General features: G+C 64.7%; 11 protein-coding genes. 5 read left to right on the top strand and 6 right to left on the bottom strand.

From position 1 onward, the window contains the following. Positions 1 to 45: 45 nt before the first annotated feature. From XH91_RS07765 to XH91_RS07750, 4 genes are all read left to right on the top strand, one after another. Positions 46 to 837 carry a DUF1217 domain-containing protein gene (locus tag XH91_RS07765; RefSeq protein ID WP_128950030.1) on the top strand — a complete coding sequence of 264 codons (792 nt, stop codon included), beginning with the start codon at positions 46 to 48 and terminating at the stop codon, positions 835 to 837. A 3-nt stretch (positions 838 to 840) separates the two neighbouring features. Beyond that, positions 841 to 1,569, top strand: coding sequence for a flagellar basal-body rod protein FlgF (gene flgF / locus XH91_RS07760; RefSeq protein ID WP_128950029.1), 729 nt, complete (start codon positions 841 to 843; stop codon positions 1,567 to 1,569). A 36-nt stretch (positions 1,570 to 1,605) separates the two neighbouring features. Continuing rightward, the gene (fliI, locus tag XH91_RS07755; RefSeq protein ID WP_128950028.1) at positions 1,606 to 2,931 is read left to right on the top strand and encodes a flagellar protein export ATPase FliI; all 1,326 of its coding nucleotides are present in this window, start codon (positions 1,606 to 1,608) and stop codon (positions 2,929 to 2,931) included. A 741-nt stretch (positions 2,932 to 3,672) separates the two neighbouring features. Beyond that, entirely contained in the window at positions 3,673 to 4,308 is a 636-nt protein-coding gene (locus XH91_RS07750) for a MarR family winged helix-turn-helix transcriptional regulator (RefSeq protein ID WP_128950027.1), read from the top strand. Between the two features lie 978 nt (positions 4,309 to 5,286). On the opposite strand, the gene XH91_RS07740 is transcribed toward XH91_RS07750, so the two are convergent. Next, positions 5,287 to 6,351: a ketopantoate reductase family protein gene (locus tag XH91_RS07740; RefSeq protein ID WP_128950026.1), complete on the bottom strand. Its 1,065-nt coding sequence runs from the start codon at positions 6,349 to 6,351 to the stop codon at positions 5,287 to 5,289. Positions 6,352 to 6,707: 356 nt separating this feature from the next. Here XH91_RS07740 and XH91_RS07735 point away from each other — a divergent pair, with 356 nt between their 5' ends. Further along, positions 6,708 to 8,219 (top strand): helicase HerA domain-containing protein, encoded by a 1,512-nt coding sequence (locus XH91_RS07735; protein WP_128950025.1) that lies wholly within the window; start codon positions 6,708 to 6,710, stop codon positions 8,217 to 8,219. Between the two features lie 5 nt (positions 8,220 to 8,224). Here XH91_RS07735 and XH91_RS07730 read toward each other — a convergent pair whose 3' ends face one another. From XH91_RS07730 to XH91_RS07710, 5 genes are all read right to left on the bottom strand, one after another. Next, complete coding sequence (locus tag XH91_RS07730; RefSeq protein ID WP_128950024.1) at positions 8,225 to 9,205, bottom strand: HoxN/HupN/NixA family nickel/cobalt transporter; 981 nt, start codon at positions 9,203 to 9,205, stop codon at positions 8,225 to 8,227. A gap of 187 nt (positions 9,206 to 9,392) precedes the next feature. After that, complete coding sequence (locus XH91_RS07725) at positions 9,393 to 10,133, bottom strand: ABC transporter ATP-binding protein (RefSeq protein ID WP_128950023.1); 741 nt, start codon at positions 10,131 to 10,133, stop codon at positions 9,393 to 9,395. Then, entirely contained in the window at positions 10,130 to 10,978 is an 849-nt protein-coding gene (locus XH91_RS07720) for an ABC transporter ATP-binding protein (protein ID WP_164933909.1), read from the bottom strand. The genes XH91_RS07725 and XH91_RS07720 overlap by 4 nt, the downstream gene beginning before the upstream one ends. Continuing rightward, positions 10,978 to 12,801, bottom strand: a complete 1,824-nt coding sequence (locus XH91_RS07715; protein WP_128950021.1) for an ABC transporter permease — start codon at positions 12,799 to 12,801, stop codon at positions 10,978 to 10,980. Before XH91_RS07715 ends, XH91_RS07720 begins: the two co-directional genes overlap by 1 nt. 52 nt (positions 12,802 to 12,853) lie before the next feature. Next, on the bottom strand, positions 12,854 to 14,005 hold the full coding sequence (locus XH91_RS07710; protein WP_128950020.1) for an ABC transporter substrate-binding protein: 1,152 nt from the start codon (positions 14,003 to 14,005) through the stop codon (positions 12,854 to 12,856). Positions 14,006 to 14,060 lie beyond the last annotated feature (55 nt).

Raw genomic sequence — 14,060 nt, 5'->3', positions numbered from 1 at the left:
GCAGCTTGAGACGATGTCGCAGCGGCGACAAGAGGGGCACATGCCATGCTATCCACGATCGCGGACTACACCAGGCTGACCACGGACATGAGCAAATCGCTCACTCAGGTCGAGCAGCAGCCGGACGTCAGCCGCGATACCGCCTACTACCTCGCCAATATCGGCAAGGTGAAGAGCATCGACGATTTCCTGAACAACTATAAGCTCTACTCCTATGCGATGAAGGCCTACGGCCTGGACGACATGATCTACGCCAAAGCGTTCATGCGGAAAGTGCTGACCGAGGGCATCGCGACCTCCGATACTTTCGCCAATAAGCTGAGCGACAGCCGCTACCGTGAGTTCGCCGCCGCCTTCAACTTTGCCGCGCTAGGCGCCGCCGCGACCCAGAGCACCGCGGCCACATCAGGCACGACCGGCCAGTATGCCACCCAGACGCTGGAGCAGGATGCCGGCGATCAGAATGAGGGCCTCCGGCTGGCGCTCTATTTCACGCGCAAGGCCTCCTCGATCACGAGCCCCTACCAGATCCTCGCCGACAAGGCCCTGACCCAGGTGGTGCAGACCGCAGAGGGCTGGTCGTCGATGATCAGCTCGTCCGACATCGACATGCAGGCCAAGATGATCACGGACAAGATCAACCTCGCCGATTTCAAGGATCCGGCCAAGGTCACCAGATTCGTACAGCGCTTCGCGGCGATGTGGGATGCGAACCAGGCGCAGAGCGACAGCTCGACCAACCCCGCGCTGGTACTGATCACCGGCGCCTCGACGTCGTCGGCAAGTCTCGACACCGATATGCTCACGACACTTCAGAATATCAAGTTCAACAGGTAAGTCATGCAATCGGCTCTCTATGTCGGATTGTCGGCGCAAGTCGCGCTCGAGAAGCGCCTCCAGACGATCGCCAACAACGTCGCCAACGTCAACACGTCGGGCTTTCGCACCGACGTCGTGAAATTCGAGACGGTGCTCTCCAAGGCCGGCGCAAACCCGGTCGCGTTCTCCTCGCCCGGCGACAACATCATCTCGCGCGAGCAGGGCAGCATCACGGAGACCGGCAATCCGCTCGACGTCGCCGTGGTCGGACAGGGCTGGATCGCCTTCGCCGGCCCCAACGGCACGGTCTATACCCGCGACGGTCGCCTCCAGATCGCCGCGAACGGCGACCTTCAGACGGTGTCGGGCTTTCCCGTCGTCGATTCCGGCGGCGCGCAGCTCACGCTCGACCCCAACGGCGGACCGGTCTCGATCTCACGCAGCGGCGCGATCACCCAGGACAACAACGAGATCGGCACCATCGGCCTGTTCAACATTCCCGCCGATGCCAATCTCGATCGCTACGGCAATTCCGGCGTCACGCCCGACCGGCCCGTAACCGCGATCGCCGATTTCAGCCGCGATGGCTTCAAGCAGGGCTATGTCGAGGGCTCCAGTGCCAATCCGATGATGGAATTGACCAAGCTGATGTCGGCCTCGCGCGCCTTCGACAGCACCAACTCGCTGATCGACGGCACCGAGAGCACGCTCCGCAACGCAATCCAGACGCTGGGCGATCCCGGCAAGTAGACCTGCGCCTCGCGCGCAATTGGGTGGACGGTTTCCTTGAATGCTCTTCGGCAACTTGAGTGGGCGCTGCTCGAGCTCGAGCAGAGCACGCCTCTGGCAAGCATCAGCGGCGCGATCTCCGAGATCGCGCCGACGCATTTTCGCGTCTCGGGCCTGTCGCGTTCGGTCAAGCTCGGCGAGCTGATCGGCGTCAATATTGGGGCCAAGCCCCAGATCGGCGAGGTGGTGCGGATCGACAGCGACGGCATCGTGGCCAAGCCGTTCGACCGGCACTTCGCCGGCGGCCTCGGCTCGGTTGCCTATCGCATGCCGCCTCTGTCGTTCGCGCCGGATCCGAGCTGGAAGGGCCGCGTCATCAATGCGCTGGGCGCGCCACTGGACGGAATGGGCCCGCTTACCCCTGGATCGCGGGCGGTTTCGGCCGAGGCGGAAGCGCCGCCGGCCATGAAGCGGGCGCGCGTTCACAAGCCACTGCGCACCGGCGTGCGGGTCATCGACTTGTTTGCGCCGATCTGCGCCGGCCAGCGCGTCGGCATCTTTGCCGGCTCCGGCGTCGGCAAATCGACCTTGCTCGCCATGCTCGCCCGCAGCCAGGGCTTCGACACCGTCGTGCTGGCGCTGGTGGGGGAACGCGGCCGCGAGGTGCGCGAATTCATCGAGGACGTGCTCGGCAACGACCGCAACCGCGCCGTCACCATCGTATCGACGGGTGATGAAAGTCCGATGATGCGGCGGCTGGCGCCGAAGACGGCGATGGCGGTCGCCGAATATTTCCGCGACCGCGGCGAATCGGTGCTTCTCATCGTCGATTCGATCACCCGCTTCGCCCATGCTGCCCGCGAGGTCGCACTGGCGGCCGGCGAGCCGGCGGTCGCCCGTGGTTACGCTCCGACGGTTTTCACCGATCTGCCGCGCCTCCTGGAGCGCGCCGGGCCCGGTGAGGAAGGATCCGGGACCATCACCGGCATCTACTCCGTGCTGGTCGATGGCGATGATCATAACGAGCCGATCGCCGACACCATCCGCAGCACGCTCGACGGACACATCGTGCTGTCCAGGCACATCGCCGATCAGGCACGCTATCCTGCGGTGGACGTGCTGGCCTCAGTTTCGCGCCTTGCGCACAACGTATGGGATCCCGAAGAACGCGAATTGGTGAGCAAATTGCGCACCCTGATCGCCAAATACGAGGACACAAGCGACCTTCGCCTGATGGGCGGGTACCAGTCGGGGCGCGATTCGGGCCTCGACCAGGCCGTCGACATGGTCCCGCGAATCTACCACGCCATGCGTCAAGACGCTTCGGCGCGGCCGAGCGCCGATCCGTTCCGCGAGCTCAGGGACATGCTCAAGGGCGACTAGCGGCACGGCTTGCCGGCCGTGCGGCCGTGCCCTCGCATCCTGCCTTCGACCCGCGCACGTCGTGGCACAAACTGCATAGGCGCTCGTTCGCCGGCGATGTCAGCCGCGCGAGTCTCAGCCGCTGGGATGAGACGACCAGTGTGGTCGCGGAAGACGACACGCGGATGATGCTCCAGGCCCAATCCCGCAACAACCGTCACGTGCATTCCCCACAACTTCACCTGGCACCGCCATGGCGATTCCGCAAGCAGATCGCGGAAGTTGTGGATGACTTTCGTGGCCTGCCGTCTGTCGTGCACAAGCTTCGATCAAACTGCATCAACGACAGACAACGATAGGGGTGGGATCCAACACGTGTAGAACTGCGTGCATCTGGCTTGTTTGACTGTGTATTGCGTTCACCTTCATGTGTCCTGACGGGCGAGATTGTCTTGAACTTTACATTGGTCTGCAACGACATCCGCCCTCGCGTGGTCTCTTGACTTGATTTTGTTGAGAAGCTCATTCATCGTTTCAACCGAACATAAGAAACGTCTGCGTGTGACTTGAACTCAGGGGCTTCGGTTGAGCAATTCCGATCCATCGTCTGGAAGCGACGGCAACTCGGGCTTGCGTTCGGCGACCTTGCGGTTGGCATGCCATCGGCAGCATCGTTTCTCGCGCAGTGGGATATCCGCGCGCCATGGTGGAAAGTGGCTTCCGGGCGCCGCACACGCGATTCCCGGGGCGAGGTAGGAATTGATGCCGTTGGCACGCGAAGCAGTCGAGCTGCTGGTTCAGGCGGCCAGAACCTGGTACTTCGAAGGAAATCAACACGGATTGCGCGATCGGGAGTGGATGGCGCTGCGCTTTCTCGGCCGCGCCAATCGCTTCTCGCGCACGCCGTCCGCACTTGCCGGGTTCATTGGCGCGACCAGAGCGACAGCGTCGCAGATCGTGAAGACGCTGGAAAGCAAATCCTTCCTGGTGCGAAAGCCGTCGCAGGAGGACAAGCGCTCTGTCGTCCTGCACGTCACGCCGCAAGGTGAGAAATGCCTGAGCCAGCACGACCCGATCAATCACGTGTTGAACGCGGTCAATTCGCTCGGCACCGAGGAATGCGTCAGGCTGCGCGACTCGCTCCGCGAGGTCCTCAACCATCTCGATGCGGCGCATCAGCGCCTCGATGCCAGCATCTGTCGCGATTGCATGTTCCTGGCCGAGCGCAGCCCTGCCACGGGCAAGGCCCGCGCCGTCGCCGAGTTCATGTGCCGTCTGTATCGCGCCCCCGTCTCGCTCGAGGAGACCGAGTTGCTGTGCACCAGCTTCGAACGCACCCGCGATCGCCCCAAGATCGAGCAGCATCTCGATCGCGCCCGCGTGGCAAGCCAGGGGTGAGGCGCGCTCTCTCGACGTCATTGCGAGCGCAGTGAAGCAATCCAGAATCTCTCCGCGGAGGCAGCCTGGATTGCTTCGCTGCGCCCACAATGACGGAGTATGAGGCGACGGCATGGTTCTCCAAATGACACTGTCATTCCCTGCGCAGGCGGGGAATCCAGTACGCCGCCGCCTCTCGGTTCTAGTCGCACCCTCTCGGAGTACTGGATCGCCCGGTCAAGGCCGGGCTATGACACCGAGGGTGTAGACGCAGACACGCTTGCACATCCTCGCGACGCGTTTCGCCCGAGCTTTGCTTTGTCGTTCCACCCTCTCAATCAAGAGGGCGCAGGGAAGACCGGGTGCCGGCAGGCACCCGCGGTCTGCTGCGCAAAAGTGTAGCGCAAAAAGACCGCACAGCAGCATACAGGTGGTGCCGAACACACGGCCTTCCCTGCGCGATGGTCGGACGGCTTATGCCGTGCTCTCCCGGGAGCCGAATTCCTTCTGGCCTCCCTCGCCTTGCGGAAGTCACCGGCACCGCGCCGGTTGGCGACGATGCCGCATCCGCAAGACTTGGCCGTGGCGACGACGGCCGGGACCACACGGTTTTGCCGTACGCAGGCTTTCCTGTTCCGCCCGAGGGCGAGTCAGGACATCAAGCGCCGTTCGTACAACGCGGCTTGCGAGACGCTCACGGGGTTCGGCTCAATCCATCGCCCCGCCCTGCACTCACATCCGCGACGGCGCTGCCAGCGTCCACCGCAGCCCGATCCGCGGCTCGTGACGACGTACGACCGCCCCTCTTCGCCGGATCAGGATGGGCGAAACATACGACAAATCCGAATTTCGGTAAATAGGAATATTTTAACCACTCGGGTTGACAGCCAGGCGACACACTCCTGTAGCCCGGATGGAGCGCAGCGCAATCCGGGGGCGGTCTCGCATGCTGACAAGCTGGTCCCGGATCGCGCTGCGCTCCATCCAGGCTACGCGCCGTTACTGCGCGCCCGATCCGCCCTGCACGATCTTCTCGTTCAGCTTCTGGTCGACGGTATCGACCGTGCGGTCGATCTCGGCGTTGGGTACGCCGAGCTGATGCGAGATCAGCTTTACCAGGAGATCGACGCGCTCGATGAAGGGGGCGCCGCTTGCCACGGCCCGCGCGGCCGAGGACGGCTTGAGCAGGCTTTCGGCGGCCTTGGCGTATTTTGCGAACGGGACCTGGTCCTCGGGATCGGCGCCGAGGCGGCGGGCGATGGCATCGACATGGTCGTAGATCGTCTGGGAGCGCGCGAGGTCGCCGTGCACGGCGTCGCGGATCGATTGCGGTTCGTTCGGCGTGATGCAGCGGTAGTTGCCGGTGAGCAGCATCGACCATTTGGCCAGCGGCACGAACAGGGAATCGAACACTTTCAGCTTGACCGGCACGTCCTTGCCGTCGAGCGTCACCGCGTCGATATCGGCCTCGAGCTCGCGCAGCACCTTGTTGTGCTTCTCGTCGGCGAAGACCGAGGCCTTGAAGTTGGTGGGCAGGCCGACATGCAGCACGTTCGCGGCTTCCTCCGGCGGACGGAAGGCCTGCGGATCGGGCGAGCACAACGTCACCAGGCCGGGCTCGAAACGCTCCCACACCTGCGCATTGGTGTAAGCCTCCTCGAGATCCATGTCTGCCAGTGCCGGAATGCGCTTGAGATAAGGCAGCGGCGGCATGTTCATGATCGACAGGCACGGCAGCTTCGCCGCGGCGATCTTGACCATCAGCATGCGAACCGTGTGGTTGGTGTATTGCGGCTCCTGCATCGCAAGGCCGACGAGATCGTAGCGGGAGACGTCGACATTCTGCGGCGTCACCGCATCCAGCTTGCCCGGCAGGTCGCGCGAGAAGATCGCGCGGTGCACCGCCTCGTCGCGCAGCTTGATGCGCACTTCGGTGCCATCACGATTGATCAGCTCCGCGGTCTTGGTGCGGCAGACCAGGGTCACGTTGTGCCCGGCCATCAACAGCTTGGTGCCCAGCAGGGAGCCGTAGGAAGCTCCCAGAATCAGTACGTTGCGCGCCATGTTCGTCCCCTCGAAATGTGTGTGATTTTTTGGCCCCGGCCGTTGTGCGCGGGTGCGTTGCAGCATTTAAGGCAAACTAGGCGCGAATGGCAACTGGGATAATGCATACAAGAACGGACGGATATTCCACCGCGCGGTTGACATCGACAGGCTGGTTCTCCTGATAATGCGACTTAACCGAAATCATGCAATGCCGCCGGCCTTGCCCGCCATTCCCGCCCGCACTTCTACGGCTTTCAAATCCCAGCAGAAATTCCGCCGTGGGCAATGCGGTGTGTTCCCAGCTGTTTCCCTCGACGCATCCCGCTTCGATTGATAAGCCCCTGTCCGCGAATGACGGGGCTTGAGTCGGGGACATGACGGTTGCGATCGAGATGGGGCTGACCACGGCGGGCGCCGGGGCGGCCATGGACCTCGAGGAATTGCTGGCGACCCGTCTCCTGGTGCAGGGCAATTCCGGCTCCGGCAAGTCGCATCTGCTCAGGCGCCTCCTGGAGCAGAGCGCGCCCTGGGTGCAGCAGGCCATCATCGATCCCGAAGGCGATTTCGTCACGCTGGCCGAGCGCTTCGGCCATCTGGTGATCGACGCCGAGGATCACACCGAGCGCGGCCTGCAGGTCGCGGGCGAACGCGCCCGGCTGCACCGCGTCTCCACCGTACTCAATCTCGAGGGGCTCGACGCCGAGAACCAGATGCGGCGCGCGGCCGCCTTTCTCGGCGGCCTGTTCGACGTCGAGCGCGACCATTGGTACCCGATGCTTGTCGTGGTCGACGAGGCGCAGCTGTTTGCGCCGGCGGTCGCGGGCGAAGTATCGGACGAAGCGCGAAAGCTCTCGCTCGGCGCGATGACCAATCTGATGTGCCGCGGCCGCAAGCGCGGCCTTGCCGGCATCATCGCGACGCAGCGCCTGGCCAAGCTCGCCAAGAACGTCGCGGCCGAAGCCTCGAACTTTTTGATGGGCCGCACCTTCCTCGACATCGACATGGCGCGCGCCGCCGATCTGCTCGGCATGGAGCGGCGGCAGGCGGAGGCTTTTCGCGACCTCGAACGCGGGCAGTTCATGGCGCTGGGACCGGCGCTGTCGCGCCGTCCGCTGCGGCTGAACATCGGCCCGACCGACACTTCCCCGCGCAACTCGACGCCGCGGTTGATGCCGCTCCCGGAAGCGACAACGGAAGATATGCGCGCCGTGATCCTGGCGGCACCGCCGCCGGATGCCAGCCGGCCTCAACGCCGGCCCGCACCCGATCTGCTCGATCAGCTTCGCGCGGCCAAGGCGGCAACGCCCGAGATCAGCCCCGAAGTGGTCGAGGTGCCGGTCAGTGCCGAGGAACTCGCCGAACGGCGCGAGCGCGTGGACCGGACCTTGCGCGCCGTGCTGGCCGCGCCCGATGCCGGCTTCCGCGCCATCGGCGTACTCTATCAGGAGTTCGTGGTCCGCTGCCGCATCGAGGGCCTCGGCGCGTCCGTGCCCGACCTCACCGAATTCCGCCGCATGCTGACGCATGCGCGCGCCGGGCTCGGTACTGACATTGCCGAGGACGATTCCTGGCAGGAGGTGAGCTTGCGCGCCTCGATCCTGCCCGACGACATGCAGGGCGTGTTCATGATGATCGCGCGCGCCGCCAAGGAAGGCTGGCCCTGCCCCGGCGATGCTGCGATCGCCCGCGCCTATGGCTCGCATTCGCTGCGAAGGGCACAACGCCTGCTCGGCTACATGGAGGAGCAGGGCCTGATCGTGGTCCAGCTTGACGGCGCCGGGCGCCGGTTCGTGACGCTGGTCGAGCTCGCATGGGCAACCGCGCCGGGCGATCCCAACGGCGACGATCAGCCAGCCGAACAAATGCCGAGCGCGGCGTCGGCCTGACGCCGTCAAGCCGCCGCGAACATGCGACGATAAAGCAAGCTCGAGACCAGCCAGGCGATCACGAACAGAGCGATCACCGCGAAACCGACATTGGCGAGCGATTCATTGAGAGCGTCGACGAGCGCCCACACGCCGCCATCAAATCCAAGCCGATCGGCGATCAGGCCGAGCGCCTCGATGCCGCCGATCAGCAGCGCCACCGCGACGGAGGCACCGGTGATCGTGAGGTTGTACCAGAGCTTGCGCATGGGATCGACGAAAGCCCAGCGATAGGCGCTGACCATCAGTGCGGAATCCGCGGTGTCGACCAGCGCCATGCCCGACGCAAACAGCGCGGGAAAGACCAGGATGTCGGCGAGCGAGGCACCGCGCGCCGCTTCGGTGGCGGATATGCTGAGCAGGCCGATCTCGGTTGCGGTGTCGAAGCCGAGGCCGAACAGCAGGCCGAGCGGGAACATATGCCATGGCTTTGTCACCAGGCGGAACATCGGGCCGAGCAGGCGCGCGAGAAAGCCGCGATGGCCGAGCAGCGCATCAAGCCCGGCGGCGTCATGAACGCCCTGCTCACGCGCGGTGCGAAAGGTTCGCCACAGGCCGGCGAAGATGACAAGGTTGATCGCCGCGATCAACAGCAGGAAAAGCGCTGACACCGAGGTGCCGATCAGGCTGCCAATATTCTTGAGCAGACTGTCGCCACCAAGGCTGACGACGCCGAGCGCGAGCAGCATGGTCGCGACCACGACCACAGTGGAATGACCGAGCGCGAAATAGAGACCGACACTGCGCGGCGTGCCGCCCGCCTGCATCAGCTTGCGCACGACATTGTCGATGGCGGCGATGTGATCGGCATCAACGGCGTGGCGGAGGCCAAACACCCAGGCGAGCAGCGCAGTCGCCATCACCGCGGGCCGGTCGCCGAACGCCGCGGATGCCCATACCCATGCGGCGACATTGGCGACGGCGAGCCCGCCGAACATCAGCACCATTCCGGGCTCAACCGCCCGCCCAGACCATCTTGTCACGACACGCATTCCGCCGCACGCCCCATTGCGCCAACGGTATGATCTTTTCAGAGAATGATCACACTGACCAGTCCCGGCTACTGCCCGATGACCGCATATGCGAATTTGCTGGAGGTCGTCATGCCCGGGCTTGACGAGCGGATGGATCGAGTTACGCGGCTTCGCTGCCACCGAGATAGGCGTCGCGCACGCGGGGATCGTCCTTCAGCGCCCGCGCCGGGCCTGACAGCACGATCTTGCCGGTCTGGAGCACATAGGCCTCGTGCGCGATCTCGAGCGCGAGGCTGGCGTTCTGCTCGACCATGAAGACCGAGACGCCGTCCTGGTTGATGGTGCGGATCAGCTCCAGCACGCGGTCGACATAGAGCGGCGACAGGCCCATCGTCGGCTCGTCCATCACGATCAGGCGCGGGCGGCTCATCAGCGCGCGCGCCATCGCCACCATCTGCTGCTCGCCGCCGGAGAGCGAGCCGGCGCGCTGCGACAGCCGCTGGCCGAGCTTCGGAAACAGCGTGAGCATCTTGTCGAGATCCTGTGCGATGCTCTCGCGATCGTTGCGCACGAATGCGCCCATCAGGATGTTCTCGCGCACGCTCATATCGGCGAACAGCCGCCGCGCCTCGGGCACCGAGGCGATGCCGCGGCGGACGATCTGCGGCGTGGTGAGTCCGATCAGCGAGGCGCCGTCGAAGGTCACCTCGCCCGAACGCGGTTTGACCAGGCCCAGGATGATCTTCATCGTGGTCGACTTGCCGCTGGCATTGCCGCCGAGCAGGCAGACGATGTGACCGCGGCCGACCGTGATCGACAGGTCGAAATGGACCTGGGCCTGGCCATAGAACGTGTTGACGTCGGTCAGCGCCAGCAGCGGTTCGACTGCGCTCGCGGTCATGCCGCACTCTCCTGCTCCGCAGTCCCTGACAGCCCGTGGCCGAGATAGGCCTCGATCACCTTGGGATCATTGCGCACCACCTCGCCCGGCCCCTCTGCGATCTTCTTACCCTCGTCCATGACGATGACGCGGTCGGAGAGCTGCATCACCATCTCGAGCTTGTGCTCGATCAGGAGAATGGTCAGCCCTTCGGCTTTCAGTTCGGCGACCAGCGCCTGCATCTCCGCGGTCTCGCTCGGGTTCATGCCGGCGGTCGGCTCGTCCAGCAGCAACAGGCGCGGCTTGAGCGCGAGTGCACGCGCGATCTCGACGCGGCGGCGGTTGGCATAGGAGAGGCTGTAGGCGGGCTGGTCGATCCGCGGCAGCAGCCGTTCGCCGAAGCGGGCGAGGATGCTTTTGACTTCTTCGCGCAACCGCTCTTCCTCTTCCCTGACGCTCGAAGGGCGCAGCAGCGCCAGCCCAAGCTCCAGCAGCGGGCCGATCACGGGCACGGCCGGCTTCACGGCACGCAAGCGCGTATGGGCACCGATCAATACGTTGTCCATGACGCTGAGATTGCCGAAGACACGGCCGAGCTGGAAGGTCCGCGCGATGCCTTGGGCTGCGAGCCGCTCCGGCGAGAGGCCGGTGATGTCCTGTCCCTCGAATCGAACCTCGCCCGCATCCGGACGATCAAGGCCGGTGACGAGATTGAACAGCGTGGTCTTGCCGGCGCCGTTCGGGCCGATGATGCTGACGAGCCCACCCTTGGCGAGATCGAGATCGATACCGTCGACGGCCGTCAGGCCGCCGAAGCGGCGGGTCAGCCCGCGTAGGGACAACAGCGGTGCGAGCGGCTCCGCCATCAGATCGTCCCCAACAGGCCTTGCGGCCTGAACCGCACCAGCAGCAGCAGCACGATGCCGTAGATCAGGATGCGGTACTCCGCCGCGACCCGAAACACTTCGGGCAGGCCAACCAGCGCGACGGCGCCGACAATGGCGCCGACGACGTTGCCGAGACCGCCGAGGATCACGACGGTCAGGGCCAGGATCGATTGCTGCGTGTTGAACGTCTCGTGGTTGATATAGGAATAGAGATGCGCGGCGATGCCGCCGCTGACGCCGGCCGCAAAGCCGCCGAAGATGAAGGCGAGCGACTTGTAGCGGTTGAGGCCGAGACCATAGGCGCGCGCAGCGATATCATCGTCGCGGATGGCGCGAAAGCTGCGGCCGAGATGCGAGCCCAGCAGCCGCGCCTGGAGCAACGCGAGCACGACCATGATCGCGAAGGCGAACCAGTACACCGAGGCCGGGCTGATCAAATCATGGCCGAACAGCGATAGCGGCGGGATGCCGGAGATGCCGACCGGCCCCCGCGTCACGCTCTCCCAGTTCAGAATCACCAGCGACACGATCTCGCCGATGGCGAGCGTCGCGATCGAGACGTAATGCCCGCGCAGGCGGAACGACGGCGAGATCAGGATGGTGCCGAGCGCGGCGCTCATCAGGCCGCCGGCGATGATGGCGAGGCCGACAGGCACGTTCAATGTCAGCGACAGCAGCGCAGACGTATAGGCGCCGATCGCGAGCAGCGCGGCGTGTCCGAGCGAGACCTGGCCGATCGTGCCTGCGACCAGCGTCAGGCTGAGCGCGAGCATACCGAGCAGCCAGGCGTTGATCAGCGTCTGGAGGATGTAGAACGACACCGGCAGTAGCGGCAGGATCGCAAACGCGGCAACCGCGACAGCCAGGGCCCAGCGCGGAATGCGAACGGGGCGGCTCGGCGCGATGAAGGTGCCGGTCAGCGGCTCGGGCGGCGCCTGCCGGGCGCTGGCGAACAGGCCGTTGGGTCGCAGCACCAGAACGACCACCAGCAGCAGGAAGGCGAACAGGTTGCGATAGCTGGTGCCGAACACCGCGACGCCATAGCTCTCGACCAGACCCAACAGCATGCTGCCGATGACAGCGCCGGGCACATTGCCGGCACCGCCGACGACTTCGGCGACGACGCCCTTCAGCGTCGCCTGCAGGCTCATCGCGGTGTCGATCTGGTTGTAGTACATGCCGACCAACAGGCCCGAGACGCCGCCGAGCGCAGCCGCGATCCCGAACACCGTCTGATTGACCCGGTTGACGTCGACGCCCATCTGCATCGCGGCGTCGCGGTCCTGCGAGGCGGCACGCACCGCCCAGCCGAGCTTGGTATAGCGCAGGAACACGAACAGCAGCAGTGCGCTGGAGACGCCGACGCCGGCGATCAAGAGGTCAAGCGGCCCGATCGTGCCGCCGCCGATTTGGAAACGCACATCCGGCAACTGGCTCGGCAGCGCCCGCGGATTGGGCGAGAAGGTCAACATCACGAGCTGATCGAGCACGAAGCTGATGCCGATCGTCGCCAGCAATGGCGCGATGCGTACCGAATTCTGCAGCGGCCGCAGGCCGAAGCGCTCGATGATCAGCCCGACCAAAGCGGCCACCACCGCGACGAAGATGATCGTGAGCGGCAGCGGCGTGTGCAGCTGCACCACCGCGACCCAGCCGATATAGGCGCCGACAAGGTAGATCGAGCCCTGCGCGAAGTTGATCAGCCGGCTGACGCCGAAGATCAGCGCGAGCCCGACCGCAACGAGGGCGTAGACGTTACCAACGATCAGCCCGTTGATGGTGTAGTCGAGCCAGGAAGACACGCAGGGTTCCTAATGAAGGGAGAAAGCCCGGAGCAAGACTCCGGCCGTCAGATCAAGTCGGCTTGCCGTCCCAAAGCGTGAACTGGCCCTTGCGCACGACGAGCTCGGCATTCATCGCACCCTTGACGCGGCGGGTCGCGACGTCGAACGTCGCGGAGCCGAAGATCACGCTCGGAACGTCCTTCACTTTGGCGAAGGCATCGCGGATCGCCTTGCGATCGGTGCCGCCGATCCTGATCACGGCCGCGGCCATGTTCATGGCGTCGTAGGCGTAGGCGTTGAAGGCATCGGGCTCGAGGCCATTGTACTTCTTCTTGAAGCCGGCGATGAACTTCTGCACCTCGGGCCGCGGATCTTCCGGGAAGTAGCGCGTGCCGACGTGGACGTCCTCGACGGCATCGCCGCCGAGTTCCAGAAACTTCGGCGAGTAGACCGAGCTCGCGGCGCAGATCACCTGCTTCAGCCCGACCTGCCGCGCCTGGCGCGCGATCAGCGCGCCGTCGGAATAATAGGAGATCAGGACCAGGCCGTCAGGATTGGCATCGCGAACGCGCACCAGCGTGGAACGGAAGTCGCGCTCCTCGGCGATATAGCCTTCGGTGATGACGATCTCCGCGCCATATTCCTTGGCGGCGTTGTTGAAATAGTCGCGGCTGGTGCGTCCCCAATCGGTGTTGAGATGCAGCACCGCAAGCTTCTTGAGGCCGAGGCTCTTCACCGCATAGCGCGCCAGCAGCGGCTGCTCGTCGGCCTGGCTGACCGACGTGCTCCACATGAAGTCGCCGCCCTTGGTGAAATCAGGATGCGAATTGGTGAAGCCGAACTGCACGAGGCCGCCGCGCTGATAGATCGGCGAGGCCGCCATCGAGGCGGGACTGGAGAAATCGCCGAGCTCCAGGACGATCTTGGGATCGGACACGAACTTCTGCGCGATCGCCACCGACTGCCGCGGATCGCTCTGGCTGTCCTCGAAGGTATAGGCGAGCTTGCGGCCGTTGATGCCGCCGGCGGCCATGATCTCGTCGAGCGCGAGATCAAAGCCCTGCTTCCATTGCGTGCCATATTGCGCGTTCGGCCCGGTCAGCGGACCGCTGACGCCGAGCACGATCGGATCGGTATCGGCGAAGGCGCTGCGCGAGAAAGCGGCGCCCGCCATCATGGCGAGAGAAGCTTTGACCAGGGTTCGGCGATCGATGTTGCTCATGTACGGCTCCATCCACTCAGGTGTTGAAAACTCAGTTCTCACAAAACAAGCAGCA

It is taken from the genome of Bradyrhizobium guangzhouense (assembly GCF_004114955.1).
Taxonomy (GTDB): Bacteria; Pseudomonadota; Alphaproteobacteria; order Rhizobiales; family Xanthobacteraceae; genus Bradyrhizobium; species Bradyrhizobium guangzhouense.
Note: the sequence above shows the minus strand (reverse complement) of the source record. Positions and strands in the feature narration are given on the sequence as shown.